This is a genomic window from Azonexus sp. GW821-FHT04F04 (assembly GCF_059420025.1).
In genome coordinates this window covers 46,385-65,788 of record NZ_JBWKSX010000004.1, presented here as the reverse complement: position 1 = coordinate 65,788, position 19,404 = coordinate 46,385, and the positions used below count along the sequence as shown (strand labels likewise).

Annotated in this window: 18 protein-coding genes; 9 read left to right on the top strand and 9 right to left on the bottom strand. The window is 59.3% G+C overall.

The window, feature by feature from the left end:
* Window positions 1-101 precede the first annotated feature (101 nt).
* Complete coding sequence (locus AC07TV_RS09725) at window positions 102-296, top strand: CopG family transcriptional regulator (protein ID WP_494648195.1); 195 nt, start codon at window positions 102-104, stop codon at window positions 294-296.
* Here AC07TV_RS09725 and AC07TV_RS09720 read toward each other — a convergent pair.
* Window positions 293-625: a hypothetical protein gene (locus AC07TV_RS09720; RefSeq protein ID WP_494648194.1), complete on the bottom strand. Its 333-nt coding sequence runs from the start codon at window positions 623-625 to the stop codon at window positions 293-295. The two genes, AC07TV_RS09725 and AC07TV_RS09720, sit on opposite strands and share 4 nt — an antisense overlap.
* A 415-nt stretch (window positions 626-1,040) precedes the next feature.
* A complete protein-coding gene (metG, locus tag AC07TV_RS09715) occupies window positions 1,041-3,131 on the bottom strand; it encodes a methionine--tRNA ligase (RefSeq protein ID WP_494648193.1) in 2,091 nt (696 codons plus the stop codon).
* A gap of 197 nt (window positions 3,132-3,328) precedes the next feature.
* Here metG and AC07TV_RS09710 point away from each other — a divergent pair, with 197 nt between their 5' ends.
* The 4 genes from AC07TV_RS09710 to AC07TV_RS09695 all read left to right on the top strand — a co-directional run bounded on the left by AC07TV_RS09710 (window position 3,329) and on the right by AC07TV_RS09695 (window position 8,120).
* Window positions 3,329-4,012, top strand: coding sequence for a response regulator transcription factor (locus tag AC07TV_RS09710; protein ID WP_494648192.1), 684 nt, complete (start codon window positions 3,329-3,331; stop codon window positions 4,010-4,012).
* 77 nt (window positions 4,013-4,089) lie between these two features.
* The gene (apbC, locus tag AC07TV_RS09705; protein ID WP_494648191.1) at window positions 4,090-5,181 is read left to right on the top strand and encodes an iron-sulfur cluster carrier protein ApbC; all 1,092 of its coding nucleotides are present in this window, start codon (window positions 4,090-4,092) and stop codon (window positions 5,179-5,181) included.
* Between the two features lie 72 nt (window positions 5,182-5,253).
* A complete protein-coding gene (gene dcd / locus AC07TV_RS09700) occupies window positions 5,254-5,820 on the top strand; it encodes a dCTP deaminase (protein ID WP_494648190.1) in 567 nt (188 codons plus the stop codon).
* A 71-nt stretch (window positions 5,821-5,891) separates the two neighbouring features.
* Window positions 5,892-8,120 (top strand): Orn/Lys/Arg family decarboxylase, encoded by a 2,229-nt coding sequence (locus AC07TV_RS09695; protein WP_494648189.1) that lies wholly within the window; start codon window positions 5,892-5,894, stop codon window positions 8,118-8,120.
* Between the two features lie 55 nt (window positions 8,121-8,175).
* Here AC07TV_RS09695 and AC07TV_RS09690 read toward each other — a convergent pair whose 3' ends face one another.
* Genes AC07TV_RS09690 through AC07TV_RS09680 form a run of 3 tightly spaced genes read right to left on the bottom strand, consistent with a single transcriptional unit; the run spans window position 8,176 to window position 11,043 of the window.
* A complete protein-coding gene (locus AC07TV_RS09690) occupies window positions 8,176-8,652 on the bottom strand; it encodes a dihydrofolate reductase (protein ID WP_494648188.1) in 477 nt (158 codons plus the stop codon).
* Entirely contained in the window at window positions 8,645-10,246 is a 1,602-nt protein-coding gene (gene pgi / locus AC07TV_RS09685) for a glucose-6-phosphate isomerase (RefSeq protein ID WP_494648187.1), read from the bottom strand. Before pgi ends, AC07TV_RS09690 begins: the two co-directional genes overlap by 8 nt.
* Before the next feature lie 2 nt (window positions 10,247-10,248).
* The gene (locus tag AC07TV_RS09680) at window positions 10,249-11,043 is read right to left on the bottom strand and encodes a thymidylate synthase (protein ID WP_494648186.1); all 795 of its coding nucleotides are present in this window, start codon (window positions 11,041-11,043) and stop codon (window positions 10,249-10,251) included.
* A 178-nt stretch (window positions 11,044-11,221) separates the two neighbouring features.
* Here AC07TV_RS09680 and AC07TV_RS09675 point away from each other — a divergent pair, with 178 nt between their 5' ends.
* Window positions 11,222-12,769, top strand: coding sequence for a cyclic-di-GMP receptor FimW-related protein (locus AC07TV_RS09675; RefSeq protein ID WP_494648185.1), 1,548 nt, complete (start codon window positions 11,222-11,224; stop codon window positions 12,767-12,769).
* Here AC07TV_RS09675 and mog read toward each other — a convergent pair whose 3' ends face one another.
* Window positions 12,770-13,360, bottom strand: a complete 591-nt coding sequence (mog, locus tag AC07TV_RS09670; protein WP_494648184.1) for a molybdopterin adenylyltransferase — start codon at window positions 13,358-13,360, stop codon at window positions 12,770-12,772.
* The gene (gene yjgA, locus AC07TV_RS09665; protein WP_226403740.1) at window positions 13,353-13,892 is read right to left on the bottom strand and encodes a ribosome biogenesis factor YjgA; all 540 of its coding nucleotides are present in this window, start codon (window positions 13,890-13,892) and stop codon (window positions 13,353-13,355) included. The genes mog and yjgA overlap by 8 nt, the downstream gene beginning before the upstream one ends.
* A gap of 67 nt (window positions 13,893-13,959) precedes the next feature.
* Here yjgA and pmbA point away from each other — a divergent pair, with 67 nt between their 5' ends.
* From pmbA to AC07TV_RS09650, 3 genes are all read left to right on the top strand, one after another.
* Window positions 13,960-15,303 (top strand): metalloprotease PmbA, encoded by a 1,344-nt coding sequence (pmbA, locus tag AC07TV_RS09660; protein ID WP_494648183.1) that lies wholly within the window; start codon window positions 13,960-13,962, stop codon window positions 15,301-15,303.
* 170 nt (window positions 15,304-15,473) lie between these two features.
* A complete protein-coding gene (locus tag AC07TV_RS09655; RefSeq protein ID WP_494648182.1) occupies window positions 15,474-16,562 on the top strand; it encodes a TRAP transporter substrate-binding protein in 1,089 nt (362 codons plus the stop codon).
* Window positions 16,563-16,749: 187 nt separating this feature from the next.
* The gene (locus tag AC07TV_RS09650) at window positions 16,750-17,838 is read left to right on the top strand and encodes a TRAP transporter substrate-binding protein (protein ID WP_494648181.1); all 1,089 of its coding nucleotides are present in this window, start codon (window positions 16,750-16,752) and stop codon (window positions 17,836-17,838) included.
* A gap of 142 nt (window positions 17,839-17,980) precedes the next feature.
* Here AC07TV_RS09650 and AC07TV_RS09645 read toward each other — a convergent pair whose 3' ends face one another.
* Both AC07TV_RS09645 and AC07TV_RS09640 read right to left on the bottom strand, forming a co-directional pair.
* Window positions 17,981-18,442 carry a Dps family protein gene (locus AC07TV_RS09645; protein ID WP_494648180.1) on the bottom strand — a complete coding sequence of 154 codons (462 nt, stop codon included), beginning with the start codon at window positions 18,440-18,442 and terminating at the stop codon, window positions 17,981-17,983.
* Window positions 18,443-18,598: 156 nt separating this feature from the next.
* Complete coding sequence (locus tag AC07TV_RS09640; RefSeq protein WP_494648179.1) at window positions 18,599-19,378, bottom strand: ferredoxin--NADP reductase; 780 nt, start codon at window positions 19,376-19,378, stop codon at window positions 18,599-18,601.
* Window positions 19,379-19,404 lie beyond the last annotated feature (26 nt).

Genomic DNA, 19,404 nt, shown 5'->3' with positions numbered 1-19,404 from the left:
CACGCTCGGAGGGTAAGCGCAGCATTATATGAGCACCATGTTAATCGTCAATGTTAATCACATGTTAATATGATGCAACACGAATCAAACAAGAGTGAATCATGGAGAAACGCACGGCACGTTTGACTATCCTGATCGATCCTCAGAAAAAGAAAATCTTCGAGGAAATCTGCGCGGCCAAGGACCTGACTTCATCCCAGGTTGTTCGTCGCCTGGTGCGCCAATACATTATCGAAAATGCCGGCGACCGCGAATTGCCGGCGTGGCTCAAGCCGAGCGGCAAGGTCGCCGACTAATCCTGTTCGTTTTCAGGGGCCTTCCGAACCTTGTCCGGGTGATTTGCGCTGATATAGGCATCGAACTTGGCCTGCATTTGCGGCGACTGCTTGGCCAGTTCGCGCAGAATGCGCGCCACCGCCCACAGCATGACAGCAACGCCACCGGCAGTGCAGGCCACAGCTTCCACGGTCGACGTCGGAAAATCAGCCAAAATCGCGCCCTTGCCGGCGGCAAACCAGCTGGCGCCGATGCCGACGCAGGCCAGGCCAAACATATCGACCAGCGCATAGAGAAAGATCGGGCCGGTCAGCGTCGGGCGGGGTGGGCGATTGGTTCGATTGAGCATGTGCTGGGCCGGTAGTTGATTGGTTTATTGATATTTATCAAATGGTCTTGACAAAGCGAAAGTCAAGGCTTGACTTATGCACAGAGTTGGGGCGTTTCGATGCGCCACTTTTCTTTCTGAGTGATAGATTTGCCAGATTAGCCGGGTGAATCAAATATCGTTTAAAATCAGTGTGTTGTTGTTCAGCTCAAGTTTCGGGCAGGGTAAGGAAAATCCTTGTGGAACGGTCACTTAGCGACTTACCCCTTGATTCATTCACAGACTTATCCACAGTTTTTGTGGATAGTTCCAAAAGCCTAAACGGTGTAGCTAGATTGGCTAGCTAAGTTAAAGTGAAATCTTAGGTTGTGTCACAATTTTGCTGCGGCGCAGCAGGCGATTCCTTGCTGCGCCAACCGTTTTGGACGGTGTCAATTTATTTCACTCGCATCCCGGGCTGAGCGCCTGAATCGGGTGACAAAAGGAAAATCCCGGGGGTTTTGCCCTCGGTATCCGAAGCCGCCAGAACCATCCCCTCGGACAACCCGAATTTCATCTTGCGCGGTGCCAGATTGGCTACCATGACGGTCAGGCGACCGATCAGTAGCGCTGGATCGTAAGCGGCCTTGATGCCGGCGAAGACATTGCGCGTTTCGTTGTTACCGACATCGAGGGTCAGGCGCACCAGCTTGTCGGCGCCTTCAACGTGTTCGGCGTTGGCGATGCGGACGATTCGCAAGTCGACCTTCATGAAATCGTCGATGTTGCAGAACGGCTCCCACGGGCTTTCGGATTTCACTTCGTTTTGTTGATGCTCGGCGTGGCGCTGCGGTGACTGCTGCTCCTGGGTCGGCGCCAGCGATTCCTTGTTGGCCTCGACCAGCTTTTCAATCTGTTTCGGATCGACGCGCGTCATGAGGTGTTCGTAGGCATTGATGCCGTGGCCGGCGGCAAGCAGGCTTTGCGTGTCGGTCCAGTCGAGCGGCGCGATGTTGAGGAACTTCTCAACCTTGCCAGCGACCACCGGCAGGATAGGCTTGAGCAGCACGGTGAGCAGGCGGAAGAGGTTGAGCGCATTGGTGCAGGCAGCATGCAGTTCGACTTCCTTGCCTTCCTGCTTGGCCAGTTCCCAGGGCTTGACGCTATCGACGTACTGATTGGCAGCATCGGTGAGCGCCATGATTTCGCGCATGGCCTTGCCGAATTCACGGGCTTCGTAGAGTTCGGCTACGCGGCCGGCGGCTTCCTGGATGGCCTTGATGGCCGGCAGTTCGGCGGCGGCAGGAGCCAGTTGGCCGTTGAAGCGTTTGGTGATGAAGCCGGCCGAGCGGCTGGCAATGTTCACGTACTTGCCGACCAGGTCGGAATTGACCCGGGCGCCGAAGTCCTCAAGGTTGAGGTCAATGTCTTCCATGCTGGCCGACAGCTTGGCGGCGTAGTAGTAGCGCAGCCATTCCGGGTTGAGGCCGGTGTCGAGGTAGCTCTGGGCGGTGATGAATGTGCCGCGCGATTTCGACATCTTGGCGCCGTCGACCGTGAGAAAGCCGTGCGCGAAGATCTTGGTCGGCGTCCGGTAGCCAGCGTGTTGCAGCTCGGCTGGCCAGAACAGGGCATGGAAGTAGAGGATGTCCTTGCCGATGAAGTGGTAGAGCTCGGTCGTTGAGTCCGGTTTGAAGTACTCGTTGAAGTCCAGACCGTTCTTGCTGCACAGGTTCTTGAACGAACCCATATAGCCGATCGGCGCGTCAAGCCAGACGTAGAAATATTTGCCCGGCGCATCGGGGATTTCGAACCCGAAGTAGGGGGCGTCGCGGGAAATGTCCCAGTCGGTCAGCTTGTTCTCGCCGGGAGCGCCCAGCCATTCCTGCATCTTGTTGGCGGCTTCGTTTTGCAGAACCCCGTTGTCGCGACTGGTGTATTGGCGCAGGAAAGACTCGCAGCGCGGGTCGGACAGTTTGAAGAAGTAATGTTCGGAGCTGCGCAGTTCCGGCTTGGCGCCAGAGATTGCGGAATACGGCTCCTTGAGGTCAGTCGGCGCGTAGGCTGCGCCACAGGACTCGCAGTTGTCGCCGTACTGGTCCTTGGCGCCGCACTTCGGGCATTCGCCCTTGATAAAGCGATCGGGCAGGAACAGTTGCTTGACCGGGTCGTAGTATTGCTCGATCGTTCGCGTCTCGATCAGGCCGGCGGCGCGCAGCTTGAGGTAGATATCGTTGGCGCAGTCACGGGTTTCGTCGGAGTTGGTGCTGTAGAAGTTGTCGAAGCCGACACCGAAGCCGGCAAAGTCGCGCGAATGCTCGCCATGGACTCGAGCGATCAGCGCTTCCGGCGTGATGCCTTCCTTTTCGGCGCGCAACATGATCGGCGTGCCGTGCGTGTCGTCGGCGCAAACGTACCAGCATTCGTTGCCGGCCATCTTCTGAAACCTTACCCAGATATCAGTCTGGATATATTCGACCAGATGGCCGAGGTGAATGGCGCCGTTGGCGTAGGGCAGGGCGGAGGTGACGAGTATTTTGCGCGACATGGATGGGCAAGGCTGGAAAAATAAAGGGCAATTTTACCGCGAGGAAGCAGGGAGACGATTCAGAAATCAGGCCGACACCTTTCCGCGACAATTGTTAGGGAACGTAAACCAGTGTGCTCGATTGGTAAAACATGATCGATGAATGATTGCCGAAGTTGTACGAAGGGCGCAGAATTCGGCGCGGAACGGGAGGATCTATGATTTTTGCGGTGGTTGAGGACAGTAGAAGCCAGGCTGAAGTGCTCAAGGCGCTGTTGAAAAGCGAGGGGCACCAGGTTGAAGTGTTTGTGGACGGGAAATCCTGCGTCGAGGCGCTCCAGACCCGAAGCTTCGATTTCTTTGTCATCGACTGGATCCTGCCTGACATTGGCGGTGACGAAGTGCTCCGCCATGTGCGCGAAAAGTGCGGTTGGGAGGTTCCGGTTGTCTTCTGCACAGGCCGCACCGACGAGGAGGCTGCTTCCGACATCCTGCGTCTCGGTGCTGACGACTATATTCCGAAGCCTATCCGCTACATGGAATTCATGGCACGGATTCATGCCCTGTTGCGCCGGCGTCAAGTGCGTCCGGCCACCGTGCAGTTTGGTAGCATCGAGATCGACATGGAAGGTCGGCGGATCAGGCTGGCCGGGGTCGATGTCGATCTGACCCAGCGTGAATTCGAACTGGCAGTCATTCTCTTGCAGAACGTCGGCCGCGTTCTGTCGCGGGATGAGTTGCTGAGCAGCGTCTGGGCGCGAGATGCCGGTGTCGATACGCGTACCGTCGATACCCATGCCAGTCGTTTGCGCAAAAAACTCGGGCTGGCCGGCGAGAGTGGGTTGATGTTGTCGTCAGTCTATGGGCAGGGCTACCGCCTGGATACCGTCCACCAAGGCTGATTTCTGCCAAGGTTTTGGGTATACTGGACAAAATCACTCGGGTATTGCCCGTTGCTCACCCCAAAACCGGAGTTTCCATGAGTCTTACAGAACAGCAAGTCAGGGCGGCGCTTTCTGCTGCGGTCGACCCCAATACTGGCAAGGATTTCGTCGCCGGCAAGGTGCTCAAGAATGTGAAAATCGATGGCGACGACGTGTCGTTTGATATCGAACTGGCCTACCCGGCAAAAAGTCAGATTGATCCGATCCGCAAGCAGGTGATCGCAGCCGTGCGCACCCTTCCGGGGGTCGGTAACGTGTCCGCCAATGTTTTCAGCAAGATCGTCGCCCATTCCGTGCAGCTTGGCGTCAAGCTGTTGCCGGGGGTCAAGAACATCATCGCCGTCGCTTCCGGCAAGGGTGGCGTCGGCAAGAGCACGACAGCCGTAAATCTTGCGCTGGCATTGGCTCAGGAGGGCGCGCGCGTGGGTATTCTCGACGCCGACATTTATGGTCCGTCGCAGCCGCAAATGCTTGGTCTGGCCGGCCGGCAGCCGGAATCGAAGGATGGCCAAAGCATGGAGCCGCTGGAAGCTTACGGCGTGCAGGCGATGTCGATCGGCTTCATGGTCGATGTCGAGACGCCGATGGTCTGGCGCGGCCCGATGGTCGCCCAGGCGCTTGACCAGATGCTCGGTCAGACCAACTGGCACGACATTGACTACCTGATCGTCGACATGCCGCCGGGTACCGGCGATATCCAGCTCTCGCTGGCTCAGAAGGTGCCGGTGACCGGCGCGGTAATTGTCACCACGCCGCAGGATATTGCGCTGATCGACGCCCGCAAGGGCCTCAAGATGTTCGAGAAAGTCAATATCCCGATCATCGGCATCGTCGAGAACATGAGCATCCACATTTGCTCGAAGTGCGGCCACGAAGAACATATCTTCGGCGAGGGCGGTGGCGAAAAGATGTGTGCCGATTACAACGTCGAATTCCTCGGCAGTCTGCCGCTGGAGCTGGCGATTCGCGAAATGGCCGATGGTGGCAAGCCGACCGTGGTCGGCGCGCCGGATTCGCGGACAGCCGAGATCTATCGCACCATTGCCCGCCGGGTTGCCGTCAAGATCGGCGAGAAAGCCAAGGACATGACCTCGAAGTTCCCGAATATCGTGGTTCAGAATACGTAAGTTTTTTGCCAAAACCCCACTCAAAGGCGGGTAAAATCCCGCCTTTGCTTTTTGTGGCGCGGACGATAAAAAATGACCATCAAATCAGACAAGTGGATACGCCGTATGGCGGCTGAGCACGGCATGATCGAGCCGTTCGAACCCGAGCTTGTACGCGAGGCCAATGGCGAGAAAATTGTCTCCTACGGTACCTCCAGCTACGGCTACGATATCCGCTGCGCCCGCGAATTCAAGGTGTTCACCAATATCAACTCGACAGTCGTCGATCCGAAGAACTTTGATCCGAAGTCCTTCGTCGAGATCGAGTCCGATGTCTGCATCATTCCGCCTAACTCTTTCGCGCTGGCCCGCACGATGGAGTACTTCCGCATTCCGCGCTCGGTATTGACCGTTTGTCTCGGCAAGAGCACCTATGCCCGTTGCGGCATCATCGTGAACGTCACGCCTTTCGAGCCCGAGTGGGAAGGCTACGTCACCCTGGAGTTTTCCAACACGACGCCTCTGCCGGCCAAGATCTACGCTGGCGAAGGTTGTGCCCAGGTGCTGTTCTTCGAGTCCGACGAAGTCTGCGAAACTTCCTACAAGGACCGCGGCGGCAAGTATCAGGGGCAAGTTGGCGTCACCCTCCCTAAAATCTGACGCGATACCGTAACGAAATCGTCTTATTCTGTGACCCGCTGCGGCGGGTCGCCGCATTTTAAGGATTCAACATGCGCTTCCACTTCCCTGTCATCATCATCGACGAAGACTTCCGGTCGGAGAATACGTCCGGTCTCGGCATCCGGGCGCTGGCCGACGCCATCGAGAAGGAAGGTCTGGAAGTGCTGGGCGTCACCAGCTATGGCGACCTGACCTCGTTTGCCCAGCAGCAGAGCCGTGCCTCGGCTTTCATCCTGTCGATTGACGACGAGGAACTGGCGCTGGAGCCGGAAGAGACGCTGGCCGAGCTGCGTGCCTTCGTCAAGGAAATCCGCAACCGCAATGCCGAGATCCCGATCTTCCTGCACGGCGAGACGCGCACTTCGCGTCACATTCCGAACGACGTGTTGCGTGAGCTGCACGGCTTCATCCACATGTTCGAGGACACGCCGGAATTCATCGCCCGCAACGTCAAGCGCGAAGCTCGCGCCTATCTTGATTCGCTGCCGCCGCCGTTCTTCCGTGCGCTGGTTCACTACGCGGCGGACGGATCGTATTCCTGGCATTGCCCCGGGCATTCGGGTGGTGTCGCTTTCCTGAAGTCGCCGGTCGGCCAGATGTTCCACCAGTTCTTCGGCGAAAACATGCTGCGCGCCGACGTCTGTAATGCCGTCGAGGAGCTCGGGCAACTTCTTGATCACACCGGGCCGGTCGCCGCTTCAGAGCGCAACGCGGCGCGCATTTTCAACTCGGACCATCTGTACTTCGTCACCAACGGCACCTCGACGTCGAACAAAATCGTCTGGCACTCGACCGTGGCTCCGAACGACATCGTGGTCGTCGATCGCAACTGTCACAAGTCGATCCTGCACGCCATCATGATGACCGGCGCGATCCCCGTTTTCCTGATGCCGACGCGCAACAACTTCGGTATCATCGGGCCGATTCCGAAGTCCGAATTCCTCTGGGAGAACATCCAGAAGAAGATCTTCGCCAATCCGTTCATCACCGACAAGACCGCCAAGCCACGCGTTTTGACGATTACCCAGTCGACCTACGACGGCATTCTCTACAACGTCGAGGACATCAAGCAGGAACTGGACGGCAAGATCGATACCCTGCACTTCGACGAAGCCTGGCTGCCGCACGCCGCTTTCCACGATTTCTATGGCGATTACCATGCCATCGGCGCCGACCGCCCGCGCTGCAAGGAGTCGATGATTTTCTCGACGCAATCGACGCACAAGCTGCTGGCCGGTTTATCGCAGGCGTCGCAGATTCTGGTCCAGGATGCCGAGAACCAGAAGCTCGACCGCGATATCTTCAACGAAGCCTATCTGATGCACACCTCGACTTCGCCGCAGTATTCGATCATCGCTTCGTGCGATGTCGCTGCGGCGATGATGGAAGAGCCGGCCGGTACGGCGCTGGTCGAGGAATCGATTGCCGAGGCCCTCGATTTCCGCCGCGCCATGCGCAAGGTCGACGAGGAGTGGGGCGCCGACTGGTGGTTCAAGGTCTGGGGGCCGGACGATTTGTCCGAAGAGGGCATCGAGGAGCGCGACGCCTGGATGTTGAAGCCCGGCGAGCGCTGGCACGGTTTCAACAATCTGGCCGATGGCTTCAACATGCTCGACCCGATCAAGGCAACGATCATCACCCCGGGCCTCGACGTCGATGGCGATTTCGCCGACGAATTCGGCATCCCGGCCGCCATCGTCACCAAGTACCTGGCCGAGCACGGCGTTATCGTCGAGAAGTGCGGCCTGTACAGCTTCTTCATCATGTTCACCATCGGCATCACCAAGGGCCGCTGGAACACGCTGGTCACGGCCTTGCAGCAGTTCAAGGACGATTACGACAAGAACCATCCGCTGTGGAAGGTGCTGCCCGAGTTCGTGCAAAAAAACCCGCGCTACGAGCGCGTCGGCCTGCGCGACCTGTGTACGCAGATCCACAGCGTTTACAAGCAGAACGACGTGGCCCGCCTGACCACCGAGATGTATTTGTCGGACATGGTGCCGGCCATGCGTCCGGCCGATGCCTTCGCCAAGATGGCGCATCGCGACATCGAGCGCGTCCCGGTTGATGAACTTGAAGGTCGTGTCACGGCGGTGCTGCTGACGCCTTACCCGCCGGGTATTCCGTTGCTGATCCCGGGCGAGCGTTTCAACGCGACGATCTGCAACTACCTGAAGTTTGCCCGCGAATTCAATGCGCGTTTCCCCGGTTTCGAGACCGACGTCCATGGTCTGGTCAAGGGCGCCGATGGGCGTTACTACGTGGATTGCGTGCGCTGACAGGGGCGAAGCGTTGTCCGGTGCCGCGAGCTGAACGCGGCACTGCGACGATGAATTACTGCTTCCGGTAGGTCACGAAGGCGTGGCCGGCACCTTCTGTTTTTGACGTTTTTTTCCAGTTGACCGTGGAAATCTCGGGAAACCACGCGTCGCCCTCGGGTTCGAGGTCGACTTCGGTGATTTCCAGGCGGTCAGCCAGCGCCATCGCCTGGGCGTAAATCTGCTCGCCGCCGATGATGAAAACGGTATCTGCGGTCGACGCCAGTTTCAGGGCGTTTTCCAGGGAATCGGCCAATTCGGCACCGGGGGCAGCGTAGTCGGTTTGCCGGCTGATTACGATGTTGCGTCGGCCGGGCAGCGGGCGAAAACGCGGCGGCAGCGATTCCCAGGTTTTGCGTCCCATGATCACCGTGTGGCCGGCAGTCAGCGCCTTGAAGTGCGCCATGTCTTCCGGGATATTCCAGATCAGCTGGTTGTCCTTGCCGATCACGCGGTTCTTCGCCACGGCGGCGATGACGACGACTTCAGTCATGGGGTTCGCTCCGGAAACGGCGCAAATGGTTGATCAGGCCGCGCGTCGACGGGTCGAGACCGTCAGTTGGTGCCTCGTCGCGAATGCACGGGGCGAGCTTGCCGGCCAGTTGCTTGCCGAGTTCGACGCCCCACTGGTCGAAAGAATTGAGGTTCCACAGCACGCCAAGGCAGAAGACCTTGTGCTCGTAGAGGGCGATGAGCTGGCCCAGCGTGAAAGGTGTCAGTTCGGGCAGAACCAGCGTCGATGACGGCTGATTGCCCGGGAAGCGGCGGAAGGGCAACAAATGCTCGGGAATGCCGGCGGCCCGCGCTTCGTCGACGGTCTGGCCGAAGGCCAGGGCCGACGACTGCGCCAGGCAGTTGGCGAGCAGGCCGCTGTGGTGGCCGGGCAGCGGAAAGTCGGATTTGCCCAGCGCAATGAAATCGCAGGCGACCAGCTCGCTGCCCTGGTGTAGCAGCTGGAAGAACGAATGCTGGCCGTTGGTGCCGGCTTCGCCCCAGAGGATCGGGTTGGTCGGGTAGTCGACAGCCACCCCGTCACGGTTGGCGCGCTTGCCGTTGCTCTCCATCTCGAGCTGTTGTAGATGGGACGGCAGCAGCGCCAGCGAGTGGCTGTAGGGGAAGACGCCGTTGCTGTGGGCGCGGAGAAAATTGGTGTTCCACAGCGCGATCAGCGCCAGCGTCAGTGGCAGGTTGCCTTCGGGGGGTGCATTGAAAAAATGCGTGTCCATGGCGTGCGCGCCAGCCAGAAGTTGCTCGAAATGGCGGAAACCGACGGCCAGTGCTATCGGCAGGCCGATAGCCGACCACATCGAGAAGCGGCCGCCTACCCAGTCCCAGAATTCGAAGACGTTTTCCGGGGCGATGCCGAACTCGGCCGTGGCGGCCAGATTGGTCGATGCCGCGACGAAATGGCGGGCGATGGCTTGCTCGTTACCTGCGGCGGCTAGCACCCAGTTTCTCGCCGTGCGAGCGTTGGCCATTGTTTCCAGCGTCGTGAAGGTTTTGCTGGCGACGATGAACAGCGTGCTGCGCGGGTTGAGGTGGATTAGGGTGCTGGCCAGATCGGCGCTGTCGAGGTTGGAGACGAAATGCACCGTGACGTCGGGCTGCTGGAAGGCGCCGAGGGCCCGGACAGCCATGCGCGGGCCTAGGTCGGAGCCGCCAATGCCGATATTGACGACATGGGTGATGCGATCCCCCGAAAAGCCCCGCCATTGGCCGCTGTGAATCTGTTCGCAGAAACCGGCCAGGCGGGCCAGCACGCTTTTGACTTCGGGCGGAGCGGCGTCGCCGGCCCGCAGGTCGGCATGGCGAACGGCGCGTCCTTCTGTGTGGTTGATCGGCTCGCCGTTACGCATCCGCTCCATCCAGGTCGGCAGGCCGGCCTGCTCGGCCAGTTGCCGGAGCAGACCCATGGTGTGCTGGTCGAGTCGCTGTTTCGAGTAGTCGAGCAGGAAATTGTCGACCTGCACCGAGAAGCGGTAAAAGCGGGCCTGGTCGGCCGCAAACAACTCGCGAAGGTGGCGATGCTTGATGCTGCGCGCGTGTTCGGACAGCGCGAGCCAGGCTGGACGCAGTGGCACCTGCATGATCAGACGGCCACCTGGGCGGCGATGTGCGGATGCGGGTCGTAGCCTTCGAGGCGGAAATCCTCGAATTTGAAGGCAAAAATGTCGTTGACCGTGGGATTCATCCACATCGTCGGTAGCGGGCGCGTTTCGCGCGAAAGCTGAAGTTTGGCCTGGTCGAAATGGTTCGCGTAAATGTGCGCGTCGCCGAAGGTATGGACGAAATCACCCGGCTGATAACCGCAGACCTGCGCCAGCATCATTGTCAGCAAGGCGTAGGACGCGATATTGAAGGGTACGCCGAGGAAGATGTCGGCGCTGCGCTGGTAGAGCTGGCAGGACAGCTTGCCGTCAGCAACGTAAAACTGGAACAGGCAGTGGCAGGGCGGCAGCGCCATGCTGTCCACGTCGCCCGGGTTCCATGCCGAAACGATGTGGCGGCGCGAGTCGGGATTGTTTTTGAGGCTGTTGACCAGTTGCGTGATCTGGTCGATCAGGCGGCCATCCGGGGTTTCCCAGCGCCGCCATTGCTTGCCGTAAACCGGGCCGAGGTCGCCATTTTCATCAGCCCATTCGTCCCAGATGCGAACGCCGTTTTCCTTGAGGTAGGCGATGTTGGTGTCGCCCTGCAGGAACCACAGCAGCTCGTGAACGATCGATTTCAGATGGAGCTTCTTGGTCGTCACCATCGGAAAACCCTTGGCCAGATCGAAGCGCATCTGCCAGCCAAAGACCGAGCGCGTGCCGGTCCCCGTGCGGTCGGATTTGTCGTGCCCGTTATCGAGAACGTGGCGCATCAGGTCAAGGTAGGGCTGCATCGAGTCGGCTGTCCGAGGCTATTATTAAGCGATCTATTTTACATGGCAGACACAATCATCGTCTGCACGCTTGGCTGCGATTATCCAATGGCAATATTTCAGAAGGTGGAAATTACTCGCGGCGGAAGGCGGAATATCGGTCTACACTGAAAAAAAAGAAATTGTTCGAGGAGAAGCAGTGCTTAACAAGGTTGCCAATCTGGGTGGTTTGTTTGCCCAGAAAACAGATCATCCACTGGCCAATGCGCGTGAGTTGCGCCGGGTCCTGAGCGAATTGCCTACGGACAATGCCTTCAAGGCACTGGACGAAATTTCCGGCTGGCTGGAGTCTCTGGACGGAGTCAGCAACTTTCCCGTCAGTACCTTGTACGAGGTGCTCGAGCAGTTCGAGGAGACGGCCCAGCCGCATCTGAAGCGGCTCTCCCGCGAGTATTTCGGGACTAGCCGTCTGTCGAAATCCGAAGAAAACCGTCTGTGGTCGATCAACTATGGGTTCTGGACCCGGCTGGCCGCAGCCTATGAGCGTTGCCTGCTGTCGATCGGCGAGAAAGCCCGGCCTGGCGATCTGGCGAAGGCGGTACTGCCAACCTTGTGCGTTCGTCTGATAATCGCGCTCGGGCGTGCCCTCAAATGGGAGCAATTCCACTATGGCCCTTCGCCGGATACTTCCTGGCAGAGCCTCGGGCGTGCCCTGCTGAGCGCCGAGGAGGCGGGGGTGGCAAGCAAGGCGGTGGCCTTGCCGGGCCGAAGTGGCATGACCTCGCCGCAGCAGGAGTACGAAAAGGTCATGATTTTCCAGGCAGCGTCGCTCGATAGTCTCCTGCCTGTTGGCATCGAGCTTGCCGAGCATGTGATCGCCCATTTTCTGCCGGGTTTCGTGTTTACTGCCCAGGCCCAGATTGACAGCGTTTACTGGGTCGATCTCAAGCTGGCCCAGCCGCCGCAACGCTTGGCCCGCATGCCGGCACAGGCAGCACCGACGCAACGTTTTCTCAAACCCGGCGCCGCCCACGAAGCAATGCGAGCGGTCCTTGATACCCTGGAGCGGGGCGGCGACATGCCGGCCGAGATCAACCTGGGCGGGCAGTATCCGGTCAAGCTTCTGGTCACGGTGTTTCGCCATTTGACCAATTACCTGTCACCGATCCCGCCGCAGCGCCTGCATGACCGTCATCGCGTGACGCATCGGATGTCGGTGTTGAACGGGTTGGTCAACGCATTCGTGGTGTTTTCCGATGAGTTTGGCGGTCGCCCGGCCGGCTTGCCGACTGAGGTCTGGGTTGCCGAGAATGTCAGCCGTGGCGGCTTCGGTGCCTTGCTCGACAGCATTCCCGGCGAATGGCTGAAGGTGGGGGCCCTGCTCGCCATGCAGCCCGAAGGTGGCGATAACTGGCTGCTCGGGGTGGTTCGCCGTTACCACCGGCTATCCGAAAGGGACGCCCGCGTTGGCATTCAGGCGCTGGCGACCAAGGCTCTTTCGATCGAGGTTCGGCCGCGGGGCTCCTCGATCTACATGGCGGCCGCTGGGTCGACGCCGGCCTTGATGCTGCTCGATGGCAACGAGCCCGACGAGCTTCGGGTCATTCTGCCGCCGATGACTTTCGATCCGCGCGACAGCATGGAGTACGCCCGGGATGGCAAGCGCTTTCAGCTGACGCCGATTGCACTGGTCGAGCAGACGGGGGGCTATGAATTGGCGCGTTACCGCCGGAGCCCCCTTGGCTGATTACGGCTGTTTGGCCCGAATCGCCGATTTGGGCCGGAAAGCCTTGATCACCGCCTCGTTCGTTTCGGCGTAGGGGCCGCCGATCAGGTCGATGCAGTACGGCACGGCGGCGAAAATGCCGACGTGGGCGACGGTTCCGTCGGCGTTACGGACGCCTTCCAGCGTTTCCTTGATCGATTTTGGCTGGCCGGGCAGGTTGATGATCAGCGCCTGCTTGCGGATGACGGCGACCTGCCGCGACAAAATGGCGGTCGGCACGAAATTGAGACTGATCCGCCGCATTTCCTCGCCGAAGCCGGGCATTTCCTTGTCGGCGACGGCCAGCGTGGCTTCCGGCGTAACATCGCGCAGGGCCGGGCCGGTGCCGCCGGTGGTCAGGACCAGATGGCACTTGCTACGGTCAACCAGAGAAATCAGCGTATTTTCAATTGTCTCGCGGTCGTCGGCGATCAGACGCGTTTCGACGCGCCACGGGGTGGTCAGGGCTGACGACAGCCACTCCTGCAAGGCCGGGATGCCCTTGTCTTCATAAACGCCGGACGACGCGCGGTCGCTGATCGAGACGAGGCCGACGACCAGTTCCTCATTCATCGCCGGCTTCCTCTTCGGCTGGCGGGGTGCCTTGTTTGTCCAGCTCTTGCAGGATCTGGAAAATGGCCCGGAAATTCTTTGGCGGCTTGTTGTTTTCCTGTTCCTTCAGCGCATTGCGGCGCAACTGGCGCATATGCTGGAGGTCGATGGAGGGCCAAACGGCGGCGATTTCAGCCAGATAGGCTTCGTCTTCGAGGAAGCGATTGCGAAAACGCTCAAGCCGATGCAGGCGGGCCGTCTCGGCTGACGATTCGCCGCGCAGCATGGCCAGACCGGCGCGGATCGGTTCGTCGTCGACGCCGCGCATGAGCTTGCCGAGATAGGCCACCTGGCGGCGATGGGCGCCGTGGGCGGTGATCTTCTGGCATTCGCGCACCGCTTCGAAAATGTTTTCCGGCAGTTTGATCGCCTTCAGTTGGCCGACCGAAAGCTCGACCAGTTCGGCGCCGAGATCGCGCAATTCATGCATCGCCTCTTTCTTTTTTGTCTTCGAGGGGCGGCCGGTGTCTTCGGTGAAATCTTCTTCTTGCATGGGTGCGTCCGGTGCTGGCAATAACGGGCTGTTATGATAGCGACTTTCCCGCTCCGACGCCGCCTCCATGTCCGAAACTGCCACATTTTCCTATTCCCACGCTACCCTGCAACAGCTCTCCGAAGATGTCCTCAAGCACGCCAGGAGCAAGGGTGCGACAGCCTGTGAGGTCGATGTGTCCGAAGGCTTCGGGCAGTCGGTGACGGTGCGCTGCAACGAGGTCGAGACCATCGAGTTCAATCGCGACAAGGGGATCGGCATCACGATTTACTCCGGACAGCGCAAGGGTTACGCCAGTACCTCCGACTTTTCGGCCCAGGCGCTGCGCGAAACGGTCGAGGCGGCGCTCGACATCGCCCGCTTCACGGCTGAGGACGATTGCGCCGGCCTGGCCGATGCAGCGTTGATGGCCAAGGATGTGCCTGATCTGGATCTGTATCACCCGTGGGCGTTAACCGTGGAAGACGCCATCGAAACGGCGCGTCGTTGCGAACAGGCGGCTTTCGAGGCCAGTCCGTTGGTCAGCAATTCCGAGGGGGCATCAATCTCGACGCAGCAGGCACATTTTGTCTCGGCCAACAGCCTTGGCTTCATGGGCGGCTACCCGACTTCGCGCCATTACATTTCGTGCTCGGTCATTTCCGGCGAGCAGGATGCGATGCAGCGCGACGACTGGTACACGACGCATCGCGATGCCCGGCGTCTGGATGACGCGGCGCAGGTCGGCCGCATCGCAGCTGAACGCGCTGTGGCCCGGCTCGGCGGACGCAAGGTCAAGACCGGTGAATTCCCGATCATCCTCGAGGCGCCGCTGGCCGGCGGCCTGCTCGGCAGTCTGGTGCATGCCGCCAGCGGCGGGGCGCTGTATCGCAAGTCCTCTTTCCTGCTCGATCAGCTCGGCAAGAAGATCATGCCCGACTTCATCAATATCGCCGAACGCCCGCATATCAAGTGTGGACTGGGCAGCGCCTCCTTCGACAGCGATGGTGTGGCAACGCGCGATCGTGACGTGGTCAGCAATGGCGTTCTGCAGGGTTATTTTCTGAGCACCTACACGGCGCGCAAGCTGGGCATGCAGACAACGGCCAATGCCGGTGGCAGCCACAATCTGATCATCGAATCCGGCGAGCTTGGTCTGGAAGGCTTGATGGCCAAGATGGGCCGCGGCCTGCTGGTCACTGAACTGCTTGGCCATGGTATTAACTATGTGACCGGCGATTACTCGCGCGGCGCCGCCGGCTTCTGGATCGAGGATGGCAAGATCGCCTACCCGGTCGAGGAAATTACGATCGCTGGAAATCTCAAGGACATGCTGGCCGGTATCGTTGCCGTCGGCAATGACGTTCAGGTACGCGGCAGCAAGCAGACCGGCTCGATCATGCTGGAGCGGATGACGGTGGCCGGCGACTGAGCTGTCTGGCATCGGGCGTGTTAGCTGGCTTTTTCAATGCTAACTGGCTATTTTTCGTTTGCAATCAGGGATTTTCCTGATCGGGTTTTCTCCAATCGCGCTTTTCCCTTAGTTTCCTAGAATGGGGTCCGTTGTAATAAACCTCAAAAATTCACTGTCTAGGAGACAAGATGCAACGTCGTGATTTTCTGAAAAAGGCTTCCATCGGCGCCGCCGCTGGAGCCGCCGCCACCATCGCCGCACCGGCGATCGCTGCTGATTTGCCGAGTATCAAATGGCGCCTGACTTCCAGCTTCCCGAAGAGCCTTGACACCATTTACGGTGGCGCCGAGCAGCTGGCCAACCGCCTGCGCGAACTGACCGGCGGCAAGTTCGACATCCGCGTCTTCCCGGGCGGTGAAATCGTCCCCGGCCTGCAGGCGCTGGATGCCGTGCAGCAGGGTACCGTCGAGTGCTGCCATACCGCTTCCTACTATTACGTCGGCAAGGATCGCACCTTCGCCTTCGGTACGACCATTCCTTTCGGCATGAACGCCCGCCAGACCAACGCCTGGATGTACCAGGGCGGCGGCCAGCAACTGCTCGACGAGTTCTATGCCGGCTACAACTGCGTCTCCTTCCCTGGCGGCAACAGCGGTTGCCAAATGGGCGGCTGGTGGCGCAAGGAAGTGAAGACCGTGGCCGACCTCAAGGGCATCAAGATGCGCATTGGCGGCCTCGGTGGCGCCGTGCTGTCGCCGCTCGGCCTCGTGCCGCAGCAGATCGCGGCCGGCGATATCTACCCGGCGCTGGAAAAGGGCACAATCGACGCCGCCGAGTGGATCGGTCCGTACGATGACGAGAAGCTGGGTTTCTACAAAGTCGCCAAGCATTACTACGGTCCGGGCTGGTGGGAGCCGAGCACCTGCCTCGAGTTCTTCGTCAACAAGAAGGAATGGGACAAGCTGCCCAAGGAGTACCAGGCCGCCTTCGCTTGTGCCGCCGCTGAAGCCAACGTGACGATGACCGCCGAATACGATCACAAGAATCCGATCGCGTTGGCCAAGTTGCTGCAAAACGGCGTCAAGCTGCACAGCTTCTCCAAGGAAATCATGGAGGCTGCTCACAAGTCGGCGCAACAACTCTATGCCGACGAGTCGGCCAAGAATCCGGCTTTCAAGAAGATCTACGATTCATACGCCAAATATGCAAAGAGCCAGCGTGCCTGGTTTGCCGTCGCTGAAATGCCGATGGATCAGTTCTCTCAGGCGCATCGCTGATCGTTTCCAGCCATAGAATCAAAAAAGGAGCTTCGGCTCCTTTTTTTTGGATTGTGTGAACGGCGAAATCACGGCGATTCGGCGCGTATCGGGAGGTTAGGGTTTTCCACTACTCGCAAAATATGGCCTCTTGGTGAAGAATGGGCAATCGTCATGAATGACGATCCCTATTTTTGGAGGAGACAATATGCAACGTCGTGATTTTCTCAAGAAGGCTTCTGTCGGTGCCGTTGCCGGCGCAGCTACCACTCTGGCCGCACCGGCCATCGCCCAGGCTCTGCCCAACATCAAGTGGCGCCTGACCTCGAGCTTCCCGAAGAGCCTCGATACAATTTACGGTGGTGCCGAAGTGTTGGCCAATCGCCTGCGTGCGATGACCGGCGGCAAGTTCGACATCCGCGTTTTCCCCGGCGGCGAAATCGTCCCCGGCCTGCAGGCGCTCGATGCCGTGCAGCAAGGCACCGTCGAATGCTGCCACACCTGTTCGTATTACTACGTCGGCAAGGACAAGACCTTCGGCTTCGGCACCTCGATTCCGTTCGGCATGACTGCCCGCCAGATGAATGCATGGATCTACTACGGCGGCGGCCAGAAGCTGCTCGACGAGTTCTACAGCAACTACAACGTCCTCTCCTTCGCCGGCGGCAATACCGGTACCCAGATGGGCGGCTGGTGGCGCAAGGAAGTGAAGACAGTGGCTGACCTCAAGGGTATCAAGATGCGCATCGCCGGTCTCGGCGGCACCGTCTTCTCCGCACTCGGCGTGGTGCCGCAGCAGATCGCCGGTGGCGACATCTACCCGGCGCTGGAAAAGGGCACCATCGACGCAGCCGAATGGGTTGGTCCGTACGACGACGAAAAGCTGGGCTTCTACAAGGTTGCCAAGAATTACTACTACCCGGGTTGGTGGGAACCGGGTCCGGTCATCCACTTCTTTGTGAACAAGGCCGAATGGGCCAAGCTGCCGAAGGAGTATCAGGAAGCCTTCCAGGCCGCGGCCTACGAGGCCAATGTGACGATGATGGCCGAATACGACCACAAGAATCCGGCGGCACTGGCCAAACTCATGCAGGCCGGTGTCAAGGTCAAGGAGTTTTCGTCGGACATTCTCAAGGCGACCTACAAGGCTGCGACCGAACTGTACGCTGATGAAGCCGGCAAGAACCCGGAGTTCAAGAAAATCTTCACCGAGTACGACAAGTACCGTCGAACGCAGTCGGCCTGGTTCAGCCTGGCAGAACGGCGAATGGACGGCTTCCTGCAGACCGGGAAGTAGAGGTTTTTACGGTCAACCCGAAAAATGCCGCAAAAAAACCCGCGAACTTCGCGGGTTTTTTTACGTCTGGCCGATTGAAAATTTCAAATTTTGCTGTTTTTTCCGGTTGACCGTAGCAAGGCCGGCGGACCGTGGAGGCCGATTATTCGAGCAGGCTACGCAGCATCCAGGCATTCTTTTCATGAATCTGCATGCGCTGGGTGAGCAGGTCGGCGGTTGGCTCGTCGCCGGCTTTGTCGACAATGGCGAAAATGCCGCGGGCGGTCTTGGTGACGGCTTCCTGGCCGGCGACCAGTTGCTTGATCATGTCCTCGGCCGAGACCTTGCCTTCGCTTTCCTTGATCACCGTGAGCTTGGCGAACTCGGTATAGGTACCGGGGGCGGCGACGCCTAGGGCGCGGATGCGTTCGGCGATGAGGTCCAGTGCATTCCACAGTTCGGTGTATTGGTCCATGAACATCACGTGCAGCGTGTTGAACATCGGGCCGGTGACGTTCCAGTGGAAGTTGTGGGTCTTCAGGTAGAGGGTAAATGAGTCGGCCAGCAGATGGGACAAGCCTTCGGCGATTTTTTCACGATCCTTCTTGGTGATTCCGATATCCATGATTTTCTCCCTTTGTTGATCGGGTGGAGGGCAACCAGCTTGCTTGCTGGTCAGGCGACAATTGAATGATGCGCCTCTTGCCGGCGCGCCGCCAATTCATTCTGACTATTCTTACGATAGCCCTGCCCACTTTTCACGGTCAACCGAAAAAAAAGCCTATTTTTCAACAAAGGCGCGTTCGATCACGTAATCGCCGAGCTTGCCGGTGTGATGGTTGCCGACTTCGAAGCCACGCGCATCGAGCATGGCTGCCGTATCTTCGAGCATGGCCGGGCTGCCACAGATCATGGCGCGGTCGGTCGCCGGGTCGAGCGGCGGCTGGTTGATGTCGGCAAAGAATTTGCCGGACTCAATCAGGTCAGTCAATCGTCCCTCGTTGCGGAAGGGTTCGCGCGTCACGGTCGGGTAGTAAATGAGCTTTTCCTTGACCCAGTCGGCGAAGTATTCGTGCTCTTTCAAATCCTGCTCGATGTAGTCGTGATAGGCCAATTCATTGGTCCACCGGACGCCGTGGATGAGGATGACCTTGTCGAAACGCTCGTAGGTTTCCGGGTCGTGGATCAGGCTCATGAACGGTGCCAGTCCGGTGCCGGTGGCGAACATGAACAGACGCTTGCCCGGCCTCAGGTCGCGCAGAACCAAGGTGCCGGTTGGCTTCTTGCTGACCAGCAATGGGTCGCCGGGTTTGAGATGCTGCAAGCGGGAAGTCAGCGGGCCGTCCTGGACCTTGATGCTGAAGAACTCGAGATATTCCTCGTGGTTGGCGCTGGCGATGCTGTAGGCGCGGGTCAGCGGGCGGCCATCGACTTCCAGGCCGATCATCACGAACTGCCCATTGGTGAAGCGCAGGCCGGGGTCGCGCGTCGTCCGGAAGGTAAACAGGCTGTCGTTCCAGTGATGGACGGAAGTGACGGTTTCGGTGGCCAGGTTGCTCATGCTGATGCTCCTTCTGATACAAAATG